Origin of the sequence: Lactobacillus sp. HMSC08B12 (assembly GCF_001808415.1) — a bacterium.
GTDB classification, from domain to species: Bacteria; Bacillota; Bacilli; order Lactobacillales; family Lactobacillaceae; genus Lactobacillus; species Lactobacillus delbrueckii.
Genome location: NZ_KV793128.1, coordinates 19,423 through 38,917, shown reverse-complemented (window position 1 = coordinate 38,917; position 19,495 = coordinate 19,423). Strand labels below are relative to the sequence as shown.

Genomic DNA, 19,495 nt, shown 5'->3' with positions numbered 1-19,495 from the left:
TAGTTATTTTTGGTGTGGGAAGTTTAAGTATTAATTTTTAGCGCCCAGCTGCTGGAGGAACTTCTGCCAGCCAGCTTCACCTTTTGCGTCGTTCTTGTAGACCCCGGCATCAGCCAGGACCTGGTCAAAAATGTCCAGGAGGGCTTGCTGCAGGAGCTGGTCAACGTTTTCTTCATTAATGTCTGGCTGCTTTTCCTGCAATTTTTTAGCCCATGGCAGGTGGATCTTAGCGATTTGGTTGTCCTGGCCAAGCAGGTATTTCTTGACCTCGCCCAGCTCGCCCTTTAGGCGTCCAGGCAGGATGGCCCGGCCCATGACTTCGATCAGGCCGATGTTTTCCTTCTTGATGTGCCACTTATCCTGGTGGGGGTGGAAGATGCCCAGCGGGTAGTCGCTGCTAGTGCTGTTATCACGCAGAACCAGCTCTAGCACGTATTCATCCCCGTCCTTATGGGCAATTGGCGTAACTGTATGGTGGCGGGCAGTTTTGTCTTCGGCCACAATCCCCAGGCCGGGATCGCTGTACTTTTGCCAGGATTTGATAATCTTAGTCCCCAGTTCAATCAAGGCTTCAGTATCCTGGCTGATCAAGCGGATGTCGCTCATTGGCCAGTCAACGATGCCGCCTTTTACCTGCGGGTAGCCGGCAAAAGTGAGCTTCTCTTTGACCGGGGCGTTCATCATCGGGAAGCGGTGGCCGCCACCCTGATAGTGCTCATGGGACAGAAGGGAGCCGCCGACGATTGGCAGGTCAGCATTTGACCCGACCATGTAGTGGGGGAAGGTCTTAACGATTTCCAGCAGGTTGATCAGGGTCTGCTGGTTGATGACCATTGGCTCATGGATTTGGTCCAAAAAGATGCAGTGCTCGTTGAAGTAGGCATAAGGGGAGTACTGCATCCCCCATTTTTCCCCGCCGATATTCATGCGGATGATCCGCAGATTGCTTCTGGCATTCTTCCCGTAGTCGCCCAGGTAGCCTTCATTTTCCAGGCAGAGGTCGCATTTCGGGTAGTCCGTATCTTTCTTTTTGGCCGCGGCGGCAATAGCCTTGGGATCCTTTTCCGGCTTGGAGAGATTGATAGTGATTTCCAAGGGGTGGCCGTAGGAGCTCTTGCCGGAGAAGACGATGTTCTTGGCAATCGCGGCCTTTTTGACATAGTTGTTGTGGGTAGAGAGGTCATAGAACCAGTCAGTGGCTGCCTTTGGGCTTTGGTCATACTTGTTCCAGAAAAGCCCGTTGACCTTGCTTGGGGCCGGGGTTAAAAAATCGGCCAGCTGGTCGGCCAGGATCTCCCGGCTGGTCACGTCATCTGGAATCTTGCCTCTTTTAACGGCCAGGTCAACCAGTTGCAGCAAGCTGTCTTCGCCGGAAGCCTGCTCCTCAACGTCTCCGTCGCCGACTAGGGCCTGCAGGCGGTTGAAGAGGTAGACCCGGTCCATTTCCTGGTAATCAGTATTAGCGATAATTTTTTGCACGAAGTTCTCAATCAGCATTTTTGCTTGTTGTCTCCTTAGTTCTTACAGCTTGTGGGTTCCGTCAACGATCTTGGCTTCGTAGAAGCTGGCGGCATAACCAATGGTGTCTTGGTAGATCTTGCCGACCTTTTCCTTGAATGCTTCGGCATGGTCTTCTTTGACGATAGCAATCGCGCTGCCGCCAAAGCCCCCGCCAATCATTCTGGCGCAAAGGCAGCCTTCTTGCTGCCAGGCACTTTCCGCCAGGGTGTCCAGTTCTTTGCCAGTAACCTCGTAGTCAAAGTGCAGGGAAACGTGGGAGGCGTTGATCAAGCGGCCCAGCCGGTCTAAGTCCTTGTCTTGCATGGCCTTGGTAGCCTTGATGGTTCTTTGGTTTTCAAAAACGGCATGGCGGGCGCGCTTAAGCAGGGTTTCGTCATTGATCAAGTAGGAGTAGTCGTCAAAAGTCTCCTCGTCAATATCGCCCAAGTGGTCAATGCTGAGCTTTTCCTGCAGCCTTCTGGTTGCCTCCTGGCACTCACGGACGCGGTCATTGTAAGATGAATCGGCCAAGCTGTGCTTCTTGTTGGTGGACATGATGATGATTTCACTGTCACCCAGATCCAGCGGCAGGTAGTCATACTTCAAACTAGCGCAGTCAAGGAAGATAGCCTGGTCTTTCTTGGACATGTTGACGGCAAACTGGTCCATGATCCCGGAAGAGAGACCGATAAATTCGTTTTCGGTCTTCTGGCCGAGCTGAACCAGCTTGACTGGATCGATTTCCAGTCCGTATTCTTCAGTTAAAACGTGGCCAACCAGCATTTCAATTGAGGCTGATGATGACAGGCCGGCCCCATAGGGCAGGTTGCCCCAAACATAGAGGTTGAAGCCATGGTCAATTTCACTTGTCTCTTCTTGTACGTAGGCGGTCATGCCTTTGAAGTAGTTGATCCACTTGTGGTCAGGGTCATTTTCTAACTCGCGGTCGCCAATTTCGAAAATAACCAGGTCGTCATCCATGTTACCGGAGCAGACGGCAATTTTCTTATCTGCCCGGGGACCGTAAGCGGCATAGGTCCCTAAGCTGATGGCACAAGGAAAGACGTGGCCACCGTTGTAGTCGGTGTGTTCACCGATGATGTTGATCCGGCCTGGTGAGAAGAAGAGGTCGGCTGCTTTTTGCTTAAAAATCTGTTCAAAATTATTTTTTAAAAATTCAGTGTTCATTTTTTGTGTCCTTATTTGTTACAATTTGTTTGTAGTTAACATTTTAACCGCTTTCAAACAAAAAGTAAACATTCTCTGATCAAAAAGTAAACAAAAAATATGAGACTAACATTTAAGAAATACGGCCGGCTCCAAGGGAGAGACCTTTGTGAGTTTGCCTTGGAAAATGATCATGGCATGTCCGTCAAGCTCCTGAACTATGGGGCAACTTTGGAAGACGTGACCGTTCCGGTAGATGGGGCAAAGCGCCATATCATCCTCTCTTTAAAGCAGGCCGAGGACTACAGCAAAGAGCGCAATTTCTTAGGCGGGACGGTTGGCCGGATTGCCGGCCGGGTCTGGCGCGGGCAGTGGAAGAACGGTGACCATATCCTCCAATTGCCAATCAACGATGGCAAAAATCACATTCCCGGCGGCTTTGGGACCGACCAGCAGGTTTGGTCCTTCAGAACAGAGCGGGGGGAAGACTTTGTCTCCGTTCACTTCAGTTTGCTTGATCCAGATGGTCATAATGGCTTTCCCGGCAACCTGCAGCTGGAGGCAACTTACACTTTGAATAATTCTGGTGAACTTTTGTATGATTTGACGGCCTACTCAGACAAGTTGACAATTTTTAACCCGACCAACCATACTTACTTCTGCCTGGACAACCTGGGGACCAAGATCGATCAGACCAAGCTTTTCCTTGACGCGGACTACTATCTGCCAGTAAAGGAAGACGGCCTGCCGGTTGGCGGAATGGAGGCAGTCGAAGGCACGGCTTTTGACTTCAGAATGGGCAAGAGCATGGAGGACGCCTTAAAGAGCGGGGATGCACAGATTGCCTTGCGTAAGGGGCTTGACCACCCCTTTATCTTGAATGGGCAAAAGACTGCTGCTAAAGTTGTGGCTAGCGATGGCAAGGTTTCCATGAAGATGGGCACGAACGCGCCAGCAATCGTCATTTATACAGTCAACAGCTTTGGCAAGGGGGAAAAGCAGGTCAAGGACCTGCCGCAATATGGCGGCTTGACCTTGGAGGCGCAGAACGCGCCTGCTTCGGGCAATGACTTGCGGGAAAATCCCCTTGAGCCAGGCAAGAGCTGGCAGCGGCAGGTGAGCTGGAAATTTTAATATTAATAGCTACGAGTATTACGGCATATTGACGAATTTTAAAAGGACTTTCAGGGATAAAACAAACAAAAAACAACAAAACGCAACTGAAAGGGTTTACAAAAATAAAAGATGGTGTTACTATTAAGATCGTCAGCAAGAAAATTATTCTGATTGTGGATTGTTACTATTAAATTAGGCAAAACCGCGCTTCAGACTCCGTGAAAGGAGCCTTGGGGTGCGTTTTTTCTTTGCCAGCAGTCCGGGATAAAAAACAAAGAGGTAAAAAATGTCTGAAGAAACTATCAGCAAAGAAGAAATTTCAATGACCGGCTTTGCGATCGTTGCTTATGCCGGCGACGCGCGGACGGCCCTGCTCAAGGCCATGGATGAAGCCAGCCAGGGCCATATTTCCAAGGCCAAAGACCTGGTCAAAGATGCAGAAGCTTCAATCAACGATGCCCACAATGAACAGACCAAGCTGCTGAGCAAAGAAGCCGGCGGGATGGATCTGGACGTTACTTTTATCATGGTTCATGGCCAGGACACCTTGATGACGACCATGCTTTTGAAGGATCAGATGAAGACCATCATCGACTTGTATGACCGGGTCAACCAGCTGGAAGGCAAGATCACCGACTAGAATTTGGACGAAACTATCTCAAAAAAGCGCTTGCACATAGTGTTCGATTATATTAGAATAACCATCGCACGCAAAAACTTATAACTGAATATGGATTGTTACTATTAAATTAGGCAAAACCGCACTTAGTTTCTCTATTCTCGTTGTTGAATGAATCGGATGGACTATAGATGCGGCTTTTTTTGCCCAAATGGGCGGAAGAGCTGTTTTCAATGCTAGGCAACTGGAATGGAGATCTGCTGAGAAAGTTTAAGGAGGAAATGCTCTTGAAGATCGTACAGGTTTTGAACAATAATGTTGCGGTTGTTAATGGCCATGACGGAAAACCGGCAATTGTAATGGGCAATGGTTTAGCGTTTGGCAAGAAAAAAGGGGATGTGGTCGAAAAGGAGAAAGTAGTATCCACTTTTATGCTGCGGGACAAGCATACTGTCGATGATTTGACGACTTTGCTTGAGGACGTGCCGGCAGACTTTGTCGCGGTCAGCTATTCGCTGATCGAGCAGAGCCAGAAAAAATATAATTTTGCGGTGGAAAGCTACCTGTACGTAACCCTAACCCTCCACCTTTATTCAGCCTATCAGCGGCTTGAAGAGGGTAGATACAGGGCTAACTACAGCTTGCCGGATCTTTCTGACAAGTATCCTGAAGCCTATAAGATTGCTGACGACTTTTTAACTGGCTTTAGGGAACGCTTGCGGGTTGATTTTCCTTTAAGTGAACGCAACAGTATTGCCCTGCATGTCATTAATGCCCACGGCGACCGGGTTTCCCAAGCCGCGCCGATTGACAGTCTGGACGACCAGTTAGTGAATATCATCAATGACATCCTCAGAAAAAACGGCATTGTCCGGAACAATGACAATTTGGATGATTACGGTCGCCTTCTGACCCATGTCAAGTATTTCGCCCGCCGTTTGCGCAAGGACCGGCAAGAGCAGGAAGTCCAGATTTCTGCCAGCAGTCTGGCCAGCATCGGCAATGACTTTCCAGAAGCTGAGCAGATTGTCAATAAAATTGCCGGCCGCATAGACTACGAGCTGGGGGTCAAAATTCCCAAATTAGAACGGCTCTACCTGGTAATCCACATTGCCAGGCTCCTTGACAGAAAAAAGCAAAAGTAAAGAAAGCAAGAGTATCTTAACAGACCCATGAAAAGAGGCGGGGGCGAGAAAAAAGATAATAATTATGTGCTGTGTGATTAATCGTGTGTAGTTAGTAAAAAAGTGTAAAGGAGAAAAAAATGCACGCTTTAGAAGCAAGAATGAACAAAATGAAGCCTGCTTTTGAGAAGTTTGCTGCCAACAAGTATGTGTCAGCGATTCGTGATGGCTTTATCGCGGCCATGCCAATCATTTTGTTCTCAAGTATTTTTAGTTTGATCGCTTATGTTCCAAATGCCTGGGGCTTTTACTGGCCAACGGCCGTAGCTAATGCCCTGGTTGTCCCATACAACTACTCCATGGGTCTCTTGTCTTTGTTTGTGACCGCGACCTGTGCCAAGAATTTGACGGACAGCTTGAACGTTAAGCTCCCAAAGACCACGCAGATCAACTCAATGTCTGTCATCATGGCAGCGGAAATCTGCTTCATCATCATTGCCATCGTGGTCAACCCTAAGACCGGGATCGACCTGTCCTACATGGGTACCCAGGGCCTGGTTGCCTCATACCTGGTTGGCTGCATCGTTCCAAACATCTACAAGTTCTGCATTACCCACAATGTCCGGATCACCATGCCGGACCAAGTCCCGCAAAACATTGCCCAGACTTTCACGGACATCTTCCCAATGCTGTTCTCAGTTATTATCTTCTGGGTCTTGAACCTGGTCTTGCAGACGGCCTTCCATGCCAACCTGTCCCAATGCATTGTTAACCTCATGTCACCGCTCTTCCACGCCAGTGACTCCTACCTTGGCCTGTCTTTAATCGCCGGCGCCATGGCCTTCTTCTGGTTTGTCGGCATTCAGGGGCCATCAATCGTTATGCCGGCCGTTTCTGCCATTGAAACTACTAACGTTGGCCTGAACACTTCCCTGGTGCATGCAGGGATGCACGCCTCACACGTTTTGGCCGTCAACACCCAGGACTATGTCATGAACATGGGTGGTACCGGGTCAACCCTCGTTTTGGCCTATATATTCCTCTTGATGTCCAAGTCTGCCCAGAACAAGGCAGTTGGCAAGGCATCAGTAATTCCGGTTACTTTCGGAGTTAATGAACCAATTCTGTTTGGTGCGCCGGTCATCATGAACCCGATCTTCTTCCTGCCATTTGTTGTAACGCCAATGGTCAACGTTATGATGTTCAAGTTCTTCGTTGACGTTTTGAAGATGAACTCCTTCATCGCCACCCTGCCATGGACTGTTCCAGCCCCAATCGGGATCGTTGTCGGTACTGGCTTTGCACCTTTGTCCTTTGTCTACGTTTTGCTCGCCCTCGCGGTCGACGTCTTGATTTGGTACCCATTCTTCCAGGTATACGACAATGACATCCTGGCCCAGGAAGAAGCTGCTGAAAAGGCAGAAAAGGCTGAAGCCGCCAAGGCAGAAAAAGAAGCCGCACCAGTTGCCGCAAGTTCAGTCAAGGAAGCTCCAAAGGCCGCTGCCAAGGACGTTTTGACTGAAGACACCAATGTCATGGTTATTTGTGCCGGTGGTGGTACCTCAGGTATTTTGGCCAAGGCCTTAAACAAGCTGGCCAAGGAAAAAGACCTGCCGTTGCACGCTGTGGCCAGAGCATACGGCCAGCACATGGACGTGATCGACGACATGGACTTAATTGTCCTTGCTCCGCAAATGGACTCCATGCGAGATAACCTGCAGGAAGTTGCCGACAAGGTTGGTGCTAAATTAGTGACGACTACTGGCCGGCAATATATCGAATTGACGCAAAAGAAGGACTTGGCCTTGAACTTCGTGGTCAACTCCCTTAAGGATTAGGAGGATAAAAATGACTGTTTACAAGCTACCAGAAGACTTTTATTTTGGCGGCGCCACGGCTGCCTACCAGGTAGAAGGGGCCACCAAGGAAGATGGCAAAGGGGAAGTGATCTGGGACAAGTACCTGCGTGAGCAGGGAACGATCAACCCGGATCCGGCTGCTGACTTTTACCACAGATATCCGGTTGACCTTGACCTGTGCAAAAAGTTCCACATTAATGCCATCCGCGTGTCCATTGACTGGGCCCGGATTTTTCCGGAGGGAACCGGCCGGCTGGAAGAGCGCGGGGTCAAGTACTACCATGCCCTGTTTAAAAAGTGCCGTGAAAACGGGGTAGAACCTTTTGTGACTCTGCACCACTTTGATACGCCGCAAGCTCTGGAAGACAAGGGCGGCTGGTTGTCTAGCGAGATGCTGGATGCCTTCCTTGCCTATGCCAAGTACTGCTTTAAGGAATTTCCAGAAGTGAAGTACTGGATCACCATCAATGAACCGACTTCCATGGCTGGTCAGCAGTATGTTTCCGGGACTTTCCCGCCAGCCCGGGTTAATGAGTTTGCCAAGTGCTTCCAGGCAGAATACAATCAAAACTTGGTTCACGCCAGAATCGTGAACGCCTATAAAGCCGGCGGATATCCTGGCAAAATCGGGATCGTGCATGCCCTGCAGACTGTTTACCCGGCCAGCAGCAGCGCCGGCGACCAGCATGCCGCTGAACTCAAGGATGCCTTTGAAAACCGCTTCTACCTTGACGGGACTTTAGCAGGCAAGTACTCAAAGAAGACTTTGGACCTGGTCCGGGAAATCATTGAGGCCAATGGCCAGGAAATGATTGAGATCAAGGCCGAAGATGAGGAAATTCTGGCCCAGGCTGCCCAAAAGCTGGACTTTGTCGGCGTAAACTACTACTTCAGCAAGTTCATGAAGGAGTATCATGGGGAAAACATCATACACCACAACGGCAGCGGTGAAAAAGGGACTGACGTCAATAAGATGAACGGAGTGGGCGAAGAAGTCCACCCGGAAGGGATGCCGGCCACCGACTGGGACTGGATCATTTATCCAAAAGGGATGTATGACCAGCTCAAGCGGGTGCATGACGACTATCCTGGCGTTAAGGAAATCTACATCACTGAAAACGGGATGGGCTACAAGGACAAGTTCCTGGGGCCGGACAAGGCCATCGATGACGCGCCGCGTATCAAGTACCTGCAGGCGCATATATTGGAAGTGGCCAAGGCAATCAGTGACGGCATCCCCGTTAAAGGTTATTTCGTCTGGTCTCTGCAAGACCAATTCTCTTGGACCAATGGCTATTCCAAGCGCTACGGCCTCTTCTACGTCGACTTTGCCAGCCAGGCCCGGTATCCAAAGCAAAGTGCCTACTGGTACCGCGGCTTGGCGGACAGCAAGCAGATTTCCACCGATGAAGAGGTAAAGGGCTGGACTTATTAGGATCTGCCAAGCCAGTAAGGGCTTGCTTCTCACACTTCGTACGCATTCAATTGATTTCTACTATTTCTATATTTTCTTTCCAAAAACTTCCTAAGACCTTTACTGGCAGCCATTTATCTTTTCTGCTTACCAAACTTAAAAGGCGCTGAGCGTTTGCTCAGTGCCTTTTCTTGTTCCAAAAATATTTGGGAGCTAATTACTGCTTAGCTTGCTTTCTTCTTTCTTCAAAAAAGATATGGCTGATCTTGAAATGCCGCATCAAAAAGACCAAGATGACGATTGCCCCAGCAGCAATAATGAAGCATACCGGAGCTGGCAGGGCAGGGTTGACGTTTCGTATAACCGGCAAGCGCAAGAGCCAGATAAGCGCGCCGGTCATGATCAGACTCATGATTGACCAGAGCTGCAGGTGACTGCGCTTGATTCCGGCTTTAACCAGGTCTTTATAAAGGGCGACGACCCAGCCCATGAAGAGGGCAAGGGCTAAAACTGTCAGCCAGCCGATCTGTCTGCGTGGGTCCAGCTGGCCTCTTGCGATTGACTCATAGACGCCGGCCAGGATGCTGAACATGGCTAGAAAGGCCAGGCAGACGACCGAGAAGTAAGGCCACTTGCTTTCTGCCTTTTTCTCTACTTTCGGCTGCAGCAATTGCCGGGCCAGGTCTGTCGGAGCCAGGCCAAAGAGCCGGCGGGCGGTCTGTCCTTCTTCCTGGGCAATGATGATCTTGGCCAAAAGGGGAGCAGTTAAATCTTCCGCCTCTGTTTGATCAAGCCCACCTTCACTCTTTAGCGCCTGTTTGAGGCTGGCCAGGTAGTTTTGGTTCTTCTTGGTCAGCTTGCCTGTCAGCTGGTCAGCTGGCAATCTTTTTAACTGTTCATATTTGTTTGTTTCTTCTGCCCGTCTGCGCAAGCGGTCCTGCCGCGGATTAGCCGAAAGTTGATTTTTCGCGCGTGCGTCCATATTTGCTTTTCCCCCATTTTTCTGTTTGTTTCCAATAATTAATATAGCGCTTTCTCACAATTATGACAAAGAAAACCATGTTTTTTGTTTTTTTGTTTCTTTTCTCCTGCTGTTCCCTAAAAAAACAGAAAAAGTGACCACGTATATCTGCTGATAGCTTGATTTGATAGTGTTTTGGAAAAAAATAACAAAAAACACAAAAAAACACAAAAAGCGCTTGCACAACTGGAAGCGTTTAACTATAATAAACAGTGTAATCAAACAAAAGAGAACACGGAGTGTTCAGATCAGTTCGTTGTTTGATTTGTGATTTGAAAGGAGTGCTGTGATGTTGACAGCGACGAAGAATGACTTGTTCGCCAGTGACGCGGTGTTCATCAGCGAAGAGACCGATAAGGAAGCCGTGATTCGTGAGGTTTATCAAAAGCTACTCGATCGGGGCTATGTAAAAGGAGACTTCATTGCGCATGTCTTGGAGCGCGAAAAGCAATACCCAACCGGGATTGATACTTCGCCGATTTCCAAGGACCTGCCCAATGTTGCTATTCCACACACGGAAGGCGAGTTCGTGAACACGCGGATGATCGTGCCAATCGAACTGGTCCACCCGGTTAAGTTTCACAACATGATCGAACCGGACAAGGAATTAGACGTAAAGTTCCTGTTCATGATCTTGAACAATGACCCGGAAGGCCAGGCCAATATCCTGGCCCAAATCATGGACTTTTTGAACTCAACGCCGGTTGAGCAACTGAAGCAACTCTTCAGTTCCAAATCTACAAGTGAGATTTACGAATTTTTAACTGAACATTTTTAGTGATATTAGGAGGTATTAATTATGGCTAGACAAATCAAGCTTTTGGCAGCATGCGGTGCCGGGGTTAACTCATCCCACCAAATCAAGGACGCGGTTGAAGCGGAAATGAAGGCACGCGGCCATAACGTAAAGTGTGACGCGGTAATGATCAAGGACGTCAACGAAGACTTGCTGAACGACTACGATGCATATTTGACGATCGCCAAGACCGACCTGGCCTTCACCCCAAAGATCCCAGTCGTTGAAGCTGGTCCAATCCTTTACCGGATTCCAGCCATGGCTCAGCCAGTCTACGACGAAGTGGAAAAGATCTGCAAGAAGATTGAAGCAGAATAAAAAAACAGAAGAGTAAAAGAGTAAACGATTTTTGTCGGGAGGACAAAAAGAAATGAATGCGATTATTTCCTTCGCGAACGCGGTTTTCAAACCGTTGATCGACATGGGCGCGCCAACCATCATGCTGGTGGTTTTGACGGTAATCGCCCTGTGTTTCAGAGTCAAATTCAGCAAGGCGCTTGAAGGTGGTATGAAGCTGGCCATCGCCTTGACGGCCATCAGCAACGTCATGTCAATGCTGACGACAGCCTTCCAAGTACCAATGAAGCAATTCGTTGAACACACCGGGATCCACATGGACATCCTGGACATGGGCTGGGCACCTCTGGCTACCATCACCTGGGGTTCACCTTACACCCTGTACTACTTGTTGGTTTTGATCATCTTGAACGTGGTCATGCTGATCTGGAACAAGACCAATACCCTGGACGTCGACATCTTCGACGTTTGGCACTCAGCCTTTGTCGGCCTCTTCAGCATGTACTGCGGGGCTCCGCTTTGGCTGTCAACCATCCTGGTTCTCTTCATTGGGACTTTGAAGATCATCAACTCTGACTTGATGAAGCCAACCTTCAATGACTTGCTGGACGCTCCTGACTCCAACCCAATGACTACGACCCACATGAACTACATGATGAACCCAATCATTATGGTCTTCGACAAGCTCTTTGACAAGATCTTCCCATGGCTGGACAAGTTTGACTTCGACTCAGCCAAGTTGAACGAAAAGATTGGTTTCTGGGGCAGCCGCTTCGCTATCGGTATTTACCTTGGGGTCTTTGTTTCCTTGCTGGCCGGCACCGACTTCACTACTGAAGAAGGCTGGAAGAACATGTTCACCCTGTCATTCACTGCCGGTACCTCCATTGAATTGTTCTCAGTCATCGGTTCCTGGTTCATTGCATCTGTTGAACCACTTTCCCAAGGTATCTCTACTTTCGCTACCAAGAAATTCGAAGGCCGGACCTTCAACATTGGTTTGGACTGGCCATTCATCGCCGGCAGGTCAGAAATCTGGGCTGCATGTAACGTTTTGGCCCCAATCATGATGCTTGAAGCCATGGTTCTGCCAGGCAACAGACTGATGCCATTAGGTGGGATCATCGGTATGGGTATCGCGCCTGCCTTGCTGGTAGTTACCCGGGGTAAGATCATCCGCATGATCATCATCGGTGCTTTGGAACTGCCTGTCTTCCTGTGGGCTGGTACCTTGGTCGCACCATTCGTCACTAACGTCGCCCACCAAGTTGGTGCCGCAATTCCTGCCCACACCTTGGTTTCCGACACGACTATGGAAGGGCCTGTTGAAAAGTTCCTGGGCTACCTGGTTGGTAACGCTTGGAGCAAGCAGGGGATGTTCATCGTCTACGCTCTCCTGGCTCTGGCTGCCTACCTGCTGCTCTTTATGTGGTACGCAAAGCAGATGAAGAAGCGCAACGCTGAATACGCTGCTGCTAAGGCAAAGAAGGACTAGTAAAGAAGAATTAGCAAATAATTACTTGCTTGGAGGTTTTTGTTATGAAAAAGTCTGACTCACCAGTATCAGCTGCTGAAAAAGCCCGGCGCGACCGGGTCTTCATGTGGACCGTCTTCGTGATCATCATCAATGCCGTCAGCCTCGTGACCAAGCTGTGGGTCTTTCAAGCGGCGGCTATGATCGGCACGACCTACGCTCTTTACAAGATCGTGGTCTGGGACAACAAGAAGAACCGCTACAGCCGGAAATACTACAACTGGGCTGGACATGCTTTAGACAAAAAAGATTCAAGCAAGTAGTCCGTGTAATAAATAAAAGAAAGATAATAGTAAAAAGGAAAATAGAGGTAAGTCTTAATGATTAAAATTACTACAGATGTAGCACAGCACTTGGAAAAACTGTCAACTGCTGACGGTGTCATTTCCGCCTTGGCCATTGACCAAAGAGGATCTTTGAAGAGAATGCTGGCGGAAGCTGCCAACAAGCCAGCCGATGAAGAAACCATCGTTGAATACAAGAAGGCAGTTTCTGAAGAACTGACCAAGTATGCTTCTGGTATCTTGACCGACCCTGAATACGGTTTGCCAGCTACCAAGGTCCGGGACAAGAACTGCGGCCTCCTGCTTTCATATGAAAAGACTGGCTACGACACCAGTGAACCAGGCAGAATGTGCGACTTGATCGAAAACCAATCTGGTTTGCGGATCAAGGAAGAAGGCGCTGACGCCATCAAGTTCCTGCTCTACTATGACCCAGACGAAGGCGAAGCCATCAATGACAAGAAGCACGCCTTTGTCGAACGGGTTGGTGCTGAAGCCAAGGCTGTTGGCCTGCCATTCTTCCTGGAATTGTTGACTTATGACGCTAACATTGCCGACAACCAAAGTCCGGAATTTGCCAGGGTAAAGGCCCACAAGGTAATAGAAGCTGAAAAGGAATTCTCCAAGCCGCGCTATGGCGTAACTGTCTTAAAGGTAGAAATTCCTTTCAACATCAAGTATGTTGAAGGCTTCAACGGTGATAACGAAGTCGTTTACAGCCGGGAAGAAGCTAAGAAATTGTTCAAGGAACAATCTGACGCTACTGACCTCCCATACATCTTCCTGTCTGCCGGAGTAACTTCAGAAGAATTCATCGCTGAAATCAAGCTGGCTGAAGAAGCTGGCGCCAAGTTCAACGGCGTGCTTTGCGGCCGGGCTACTTGGAAGCCATCCATCAAGATCTTCGCGGCTGAAGGCGAAGAAGCCGGCCGTGAATGGATGCGGACTCAAGGCAAGGAAAACATTGAAAAGCTGAACAAGGCTTTGACTGGCGCCAAGTCATGGCGCGACAAGCTGGAAGTTGAATAAGCTGAACTCTCCCACTTTGATTATTCAACTCCTCAACTCCTCAATTACTCCCATATAGATTAGAACATTGTGTTGTTAATCCATGGAAAACTCTCTTCCTCTAACCATTGAGTAAATAGACGCTTTACAAATTCACTTTCATCACATCTAACCGCGGATCTTGAGCAGATCCGCGGTTTTCTTTTGTCACGTGTTTATTTTGTCAGATTTTTTGCAAGATTCCTCCTAAAAAAGTGTTCATTTATGTCGACTTTTGTTATAATTCGTTTGTTAGGAAAGCTTTAAACGGTTTCATTGCAAAGATAATAACAAATGAAAACAAAGGCGAAAGCAAACAAGCAGAAAGGAAAAAGAAAAAATGATACTAACCATCACAATGAATCCGTCAATCGACATTTCATACCCTCTGGACCACCTACAGATCGATGACGTCAACCGGGTCAGCCAGGTCAGCAAGGTAGCCGGCGGGAAGGGGCTCAACGTCTCCAAGGTGATCAATCTGTTAAACCATGAAGTCCTGGCCACGGGGATTACCGGCGGCTACTTCGGCCAGTATATCGAAGACCAGCTCAAGAAGCTGGAATTGCCTTACAAGTTCTGGCACATCAACCAGGAAACCCGGAGCTGCATCGCAATTTTGCACGACGGGGGCAAGCAGACCGAAATTCTGGAAGCCGGCCCGACCTTAACGGAAGCTGATGGGGACCAGTTCCTGGACCACTTTAAGCAGCTCTTAAAGACAAGCAGCCTGGTTACCATTTCCGGTTCCTTGCCGGCTGGTCTTTCAGCTGACTACTACGCCAAGCTGATTGAGCTGACCCACCAGGCAGGCAAGAAAGTCCTCTTGGACAGCTCAGGCAAGAGCCTGGAAGCCGGTCTGGCAGCTGGCCCGGACCTGATCAAGCCAAACGAAACTGAATTGCAGCAGCTCTTAGGGCAAAAGATTGACCTGGATGATCTGGATGTTCTTAAGGCGGCCTTGAGCCGGCCAGAATTGGCCAATATTGAATGGGTGGTCGTTTCCCTTGGAGCCCGGGGCGCCTTTGCCAAGCACGGCCAGGACTTCTATGAGGCCAGAATTCCGAAGATCAAGGTGGTCAGCCCAGTTGGCTCTGGCGACTCAACCTTGGCCGGGATGGCGGTAGCCATTGACCGGGGGGAAAAGGCAGAAGACGTCCTGCGCTGGGGGATGACGACGGGGATGCTGAACACCATGCAGGCCAAGACTGGCTGGATCGACCCAAGTCAATTTGACGAATACTACAAGCAGGTTACGGTCACTAAATATTAGGAGGCAGGCAAAATGGCTAAGGAATACGCAATCGCTAATGAGCAACTGAAAGTAAAGATTTCTTCTTTAGGCGCTGAACTGCAGAGCATTAAGAGCAAGCAGGACGGCTATGAATACGTCTGGCAGGCTGATAGCCGCTACTGGGGCCGGCACGCCCCGCTGCTGTTTCCTTTTATCGGCCGGTCAAATGATAATTCCTACCTGCTGGACGGCCAAAAATACGCGATGAAGCAGCATGGCTTTTTGCGCGACTATGAATTCAAGCTGGTCAGCCTGGAGAGTGACCAGATCGTCCTGCTCTTTGAATCAAGTCCGGAAACCAAGCAGGTCTATCCTTACGACTTTGCCTTCAAGGTCAAGTACCAGCTGCGGGGGAAGGACTTGCTGGTCCGCTACCGGATCGACAACTTCAACGACAAGAAGATGTACTATTCCCTGGGCTTTCACCCGGCCTTCAACCTGGAAGGGGACTTGGCCGACTACCGCCTGGAATTTGACCCAAAGCAAACCGAACTGACTTCTTTACTGATTGATCCAGCTCCTTTCAGAAGCGGTAAGGAAGAAAAAGTTACCCTTAAAGATGGCAGCCTGCCTTTGAGCTGGCCGCTGCTGGACAAGGGCTTGAAGATCTACAAGGCAGACGCTGCCAGCCACGTTAAGCTGGCCAGCGGCCACCAGCACGCGGTAACTTTGGACATCAGTGACTTCCCTTACCTGGCCGTCTGGAGCCCGGAAGAGAAGCAGGCGCCTTTCGTCTGCGTTGAGCCTTTCCGCGGCCTGCCTGACCGCTACGGCCGGCCGGTTGAACTGAGCGAAAAGGATGGGGAGCAGTGGCTCTTCCCAGAGATGTACAACCAGATCACGACCACATTGACTTTTGATTAATCATTTTGAATAATTTCTTGGTAGAACTGACAATTTTTTGTGCGAAATTATCAAAAAGTGTCAGTTTTTTGCCTTGCCTGGTTTACAATTAAACAAGATAGTTTTGCCTATTAGCGTAAAACTCAAGAAATACCCCAAAAAGGGTAAAAAATATTGTTTAAAAGTATTGAAAAAGGTGTTCACCGATGTTATATTATGTTTGTAAGCGAACATAAATAAACAAAGGTGATCAAGAGGTGGAGAATGTTAAAGAGAGAACGTCTTGATCAAATAATGATCGCGGTTACCAAGCAAGGTTATGTTTCAGTTGCTGATCTGGCAAAGGCATTGAATGTCTCAGAAATGACCATCCGGCGGGATCTGGATGAATTGTCCAAGTCCGGCAAGGTCATCCGCCTGCACGGCGGGGTCCAGGCTATTTCATCCCAGAACCAGATCGAGCAGAATTTCCAGGAGAAAAGAGAAATCCACATCCAGGAGAAGCAGGAAATTGCCAAAGTGGCGGCAAGTCTGGTTAATGACAATGAAACCATCTATGTCGGCCCGGGAACCACGCTGGAATTTATGGTCGCTTGCTTAAATCAGGAGAATCTGCGAATCGTGACCAATTCACTGCCGATTTTTGAAATGGCACGCAGCAATCCGCGCAATTACAAACTGGTTTTGGTCGGCGGCTCCTATCGCCGGGTCAGCGGCAGCTTCTATGGTGCGCTTCCCAACAATGAGCTGGATTCGATGAATTACGACAAGGCCTTTGTTGGTGTCAATGGGATTAGTGATGCTGCCCTTTTGACAGCGGATATTGAAGAAGGACAAACGCAGAGCATTGGCCTTAACAATTCGCAAAAGCGGATCTTGGTGGCTGACATGTACAAGTTCAATCACCGGGACTTTTACCAGTTCTACAGCCTGTACGATATCGACGAACTGGTTACCAATGAACAGATTTCTCCTGACGTGTTGGAATATTATCGTCAATATACATCGATACGAACGCGCATCGAGGAATAAACGAAAGGAAGCATAATAATGAAAGTTGTTATCGGTAGCGACAAAGACGGATTTAACTTGAAGGAATCAGTCAAGGACTACCTTCAAAAGCATGATTATGAAGTCCTGGATGTTACTCCAGAACCAGCGGAAGACTTTGTGGAATCAAGCCTGAAGGTGACCCACGAAGTTTTGGACAACGGCATCAAGAAGGCCGTCATGTTTGACCGCTACGGCGTAGGCTCAGCCATGGCCTCAAACAAGGTCAAGGGGATGGTCACCGCCAACGTTAACGAAGAACGGACCGCGCACATGACCGCGATGCACAACGGTGCCAAGGCTATTGCTTTGGGCAGCGGGGTAGTGGGGCCAGACCTGGCCAACACGATCGTGCAAAGATACTTGGATACTGAATACGCCGCAGGGCGTCACCAAGTTCGTTTGGACATGCTTGAAAAGATGATTTAGTTAACGGAGGCTTCAAAAAATGTTAGATAATGATCGTCCACAACCAGAATACGTTGATCCAAAAATTGACAAGCACACGGTTATCGCTTTAGGTAATGACCACATTGTTACTGCAACCAAGATGCTCATTTCCGACCACTTGAAGGACGAAGGCTACCAAGTCCTGGACATGGGGACTTACGACAACTACCGGACCCACTACCCAATGTACGGCAAGCGGGTGGCTGAAGCTGTTGCTGACGGCCGGGCAGACCTGGGGATCGTCCTTTGCGGGACTGGGATCGGCATCTCAACTGCCGCTGACAAGAATGAAGGGATCCGGGCAGCCATGGTCGGTGACGTTACCCAGGCCATTTACGCCAGAGAAGAACTGAACGCTAATGTTTTGGGCTTTGGCGGCATCGTTTTGGGCCGGGATTTCATTTTTGACATCGTTGACGGCTACTTGAATGCTGAATACAAGCCAAGTGAAGAAAACAAGAAGCTGATCGACAAGATCGACCACATTGCCAAGCCAAACCCAGATCAAAAGGACAATGAACACTTCTTTGACGAAGAAAACAAGAAGTGGGCACAAGGTGTCTACCATGACTAAGCTGGAAGCCTTCCGCCAGGCCAACCCGGATTTGACCATCCTGGAAATCTCCGACCCGGCCTTTGCCCAGTATGGGGTCAAGTATGACTATCCCCTGGAAGAAATTGAACAGGTAATGGCCCGGGTTGAAATGCCCGCTAAGGGATCAAGCTACCTGCAGAAGATTCCGGCCTTGGAAAAGACGGAAACGATCCAGCGGATCGGCCGGGATGTTTTCGCGGGGATGCCAGTTGACGCCGGGGCCACGATCGGCCACACGGATGACTTTTCCGCTTTTGAATACCACCAGTGCTCAGAATTGAACATCATGCTTGATGATGTTCTGATGGTTTTAGGCAAGCGGCAGATTCTGGATCAAAGGGGCCAAATTGACCCGCAAAAAGACGGCCAGCTCTTCTATGTACCAAAGGGCTCGGTTGTTGAACTTTACAATACGACTCTCCATTACGCGCCGATCCAGATTACTAACGCAGGCTATAAAGTGATCGTCGTTGTCCTGCAGGGAACCAACCTGCCATTGCCAGATGGCTTTAAGAGTGACAATCCGCGGGTTGTCAAGCAGGGGAAGTTCCAAGTGGTTCACCCGTCCCGGACGGACAAGATCGCCCAAGGCTACCAAGTTGCCTTGACTGGGGACTTGCTCACTACCCGGCCGCTTGATTAATGAGCAGATAAATACATAATTGCAAAACCTAAACTAAAAAGGCGTTGACAGAAAAATCTGTCAACGCTTTTTAGCTTGTTTAACTTTAATTGCTTAAACTCGGATGGGCACTTCAATGCTTTTCGCTGAGCCAGCACCAGCCCCCAAAGAGGAGGGCCCAGCTGGCGGCCAGACTTGCCCCGAAGACATCAGCCGGAATAAAGAAGAGGCTGAAGAAGATGACCAGGAAGAAGGCGATGGTCAAAGGACTGGAGAGCTTGTAAAAAGGCATCTTGAAGCCGGCAGCTATGAAATCGCTGGATTCCCGGTACTTGCGGTGGGCCAAGAGGGCCAGAACATAAACCAGGATGTACATGTCACTCGTTGCCCCGGCCACCGTGCCAAAAACTTCAATAGCCGTGCTGGAGAAGCTCATGATTGGCGCGATCAGCATTAAGGCAACGGAGATCACGATCCCCGCGGCTGGCACGCCATTTGCGGAAATCTTGGCGAAGTGCTTTTTCAAAAAGGAATCCTTAGGCGCTTCTTCAGCCAACTGGAAGAAGTGGCGGCCAGCTGAAAAGATCCCGGAGTTAAGAGAAGAAGCCGCAGCGGTCAATACGACGAAGTTGAAGACTGAAGCAACAGCATTAAAGCCGGCGATCTTGAAGACCTGGACGAAAGGACTTGTCCCGCTGGTAATTTTTCCCCAAGGGATGACGCACATGATTACGGCTAAAGTAGCGATGTAGAAAAGAAGGACCCGGAGCAGGGTTTCGTTGACGGCCTTCTTGATGACCTTCTTCGGGTTCTTGGCCTCGCCAATGGTAATCGTCACGAATTCAATCCCGGCAAAGGAGAAG

19 protein-coding genes and 1 pseudogene are annotated in these 19,495 nt (G+C 49.2%); 16 read left to right on the top strand and 4 right to left on the bottom strand.

What is annotated here, in order from left to right; translation table 11 throughout:
• Nucleotides 1–30 precede the first annotated feature (30 nt).
• Nucleotides 31–1,497, bottom strand: a complete 1,467-nt coding sequence (locus tag HMPREF3168_RS02955) for a UDP-glucose--hexose-1-phosphate uridylyltransferase (protein WP_070488418.1) — start codon at nt 1,495–1,497, stop codon at nt 31–33.
• A 24-nt stretch (nt 1,498–1,521) separates the two neighbouring features.
• Entirely contained in the window at nt 1,522–2,688 is a 1,167-nt protein-coding gene (locus HMPREF3168_RS02950) for a galactokinase (protein ID WP_035165178.1), read from the bottom strand.
• 99 nt (nt 2,689–2,787) lie between these two features.
• Here HMPREF3168_RS02950 and HMPREF3168_RS02945 point away from each other — a divergent pair, with 99 nt between their 5' ends.
• The 5 genes from HMPREF3168_RS02945 (at nt 2,788) to lacG (ending at nt 8,820) form a co-directional block, all read left to right on the top strand.
• Entirely contained in the window at nt 2,788–3,801 is a 1,014-nt protein-coding gene (locus tag HMPREF3168_RS02945) for an aldose epimerase family protein (protein WP_070488416.1), read from the top strand.
• A gap of 268 nt (nt 3,802–4,069) precedes the next feature.
• Complete coding sequence (locus HMPREF3168_RS02940) at nt 4,070–4,423, top strand: PTS lactose/cellobiose transporter subunit IIA (RefSeq protein ID WP_003611288.1); 354 nt, start codon at nt 4,070–4,072, stop codon at nt 4,421–4,423.
• A gap of 260 nt (nt 4,424–4,683) precedes the next feature.
• On the top strand, nt 4,684–5,547 hold the full coding sequence (locus HMPREF3168_RS02935; RefSeq protein ID WP_035162429.1) for a PRD domain-containing protein: 864 nt from the start codon (nt 4,684–4,686) through the stop codon (nt 5,545–5,547).
• A gap of 119 nt (nt 5,548–5,666) precedes the next feature.
• Entirely contained in the window at nt 5,667–7,364 is a 1,698-nt protein-coding gene (locus tag HMPREF3168_RS02930) for a PTS lactose transporter subunit IIBC (RefSeq protein ID WP_070488414.1), read from the top strand.
• A gap of 10 nt (nt 7,365–7,374) precedes the next feature.
• Nucleotides 7,375–8,820, top strand: a complete 1,446-nt coding sequence (gene lacG, locus HMPREF3168_RS02925; RefSeq protein WP_070488412.1) for a 6-phospho-beta-galactosidase — start codon at nt 7,375–7,377, stop codon at nt 8,818–8,820.
• 196 nt (nt 8,821–9,016) lie between these two features.
• On the opposite strand, the gene HMPREF3168_RS02920 is transcribed toward lacG, so the two are convergent.
• Nucleotides 9,017–9,781: a DUF1129 family protein gene (locus HMPREF3168_RS02920; protein ID WP_070488410.1), complete on the bottom strand. Its 765-nt coding sequence runs from the start codon at nt 9,779–9,781 to the stop codon at nt 9,017–9,019.
• Between the two features lie 328 nt (nt 9,782–10,109).
• Here HMPREF3168_RS02920 and HMPREF3168_RS10440 point away from each other — a divergent pair, with 328 nt between their 5' ends.
• From HMPREF3168_RS10440 to HMPREF3168_RS02865, 11 genes are all read left to right on the top strand, one after another.
• Nucleotides 10,110–10,598: a PTS sugar transporter subunit IIA gene (locus HMPREF3168_RS10440; protein WP_070488408.1), complete on the top strand. Its 489-nt coding sequence runs from the start codon at nt 10,110–10,112 to the stop codon at nt 10,596–10,598.
• A gap of 21 nt (nt 10,599–10,619) precedes the next feature.
• Nucleotides 10,620–10,934: a PTS sugar transporter subunit IIB gene (locus HMPREF3168_RS10435; RefSeq protein ID WP_003611274.1), complete on the top strand. Its 315-nt coding sequence runs from the start codon at nt 10,620–10,622 to the stop codon at nt 10,932–10,934.
• A 52-nt stretch (nt 10,935–10,986) separates the two neighbouring features.
• Complete coding sequence (locus HMPREF3168_RS02905; RefSeq protein WP_070488406.1) at nt 10,987–12,408, top strand: PTS transporter subunit IIC; 1,422 nt, start codon at nt 10,987–10,989, stop codon at nt 12,406–12,408.
• A gap of 44 nt (nt 12,409–12,452) precedes the next feature.
• On the top strand, nt 12,453–12,710 hold the full coding sequence (locus tag HMPREF3168_RS02900; RefSeq protein WP_003611279.1) for a hypothetical protein: 258 nt from the start codon (nt 12,453–12,455) through the stop codon (nt 12,708–12,710).
• 57 nt (nt 12,711–12,767) lie between these two features.
• Nucleotides 12,768–13,760, top strand: coding sequence for a tagatose 1,6-diphosphate aldolase (locus tag HMPREF3168_RS02895; RefSeq protein WP_070488404.1), 993 nt, complete (start codon nt 12,768–12,770; stop codon nt 13,758–13,760).
• 358 nt (nt 13,761–14,118) lie between these two features.
• On the top strand, nt 14,119–15,051 hold the full coding sequence (locus HMPREF3168_RS02890) for a hexose kinase (protein WP_070488401.1): 933 nt from the start codon (nt 14,119–14,121) through the stop codon (nt 15,049–15,051).
• Nucleotides 15,052–15,063: 12 nt separating this feature from the next.
• On the top strand, nt 15,064–15,936 hold the full coding sequence (locus HMPREF3168_RS02885; RefSeq protein ID WP_013440044.1) for an aldose 1-epimerase family protein: 873 nt from the start codon (nt 15,064–15,066) through the stop codon (nt 15,934–15,936).
• Between the two features lie 243 nt (nt 15,937–16,179).
• On the top strand, nt 16,180–16,947 hold the full coding sequence (locus tag HMPREF3168_RS02880) for a DeoR/GlpR family DNA-binding transcription regulator (RefSeq protein WP_070488399.1): 768 nt from the start codon (nt 16,180–16,182) through the stop codon (nt 16,945–16,947).
• 18 nt (nt 16,948–16,965) lie between these two features.
• On the top strand, nt 16,966–17,394 hold the full coding sequence (gene lacA / locus HMPREF3168_RS02875) for a galactose-6-phosphate isomerase subunit LacA (RefSeq protein WP_003612530.1): 429 nt from the start codon (nt 16,966–16,968) through the stop codon (nt 17,392–17,394).
• 19 nt (nt 17,395–17,413) lie between these two features.
• Nucleotides 17,414–17,989, top strand: a complete 576-nt coding sequence (gene lacB, locus HMPREF3168_RS02870) for a galactose-6-phosphate isomerase subunit LacB (protein WP_003612546.1) — start codon at nt 17,414–17,416, stop codon at nt 17,987–17,989.
• Nucleotides 17,982–18,653: a DUF4867 family protein gene (locus tag HMPREF3168_RS02865; RefSeq protein ID WP_003612519.1), complete on the top strand. Its 672-nt coding sequence runs from the start codon at nt 17,982–17,984 to the stop codon at nt 18,651–18,653. Before lacB ends, HMPREF3168_RS02865 begins: the two co-directional genes overlap by 8 nt.
• 112 nt (nt 18,654–18,765) lie before the next feature.
• Here the strand turns inward: HMPREF3168_RS02865 and HMPREF3168_RS10595 are convergent.
• Nucleotides 18,766–19,495 (bottom strand): annotated as a pseudogene (locus tag HMPREF3168_RS10595) (amino acid permease); the annotation flags it as partial.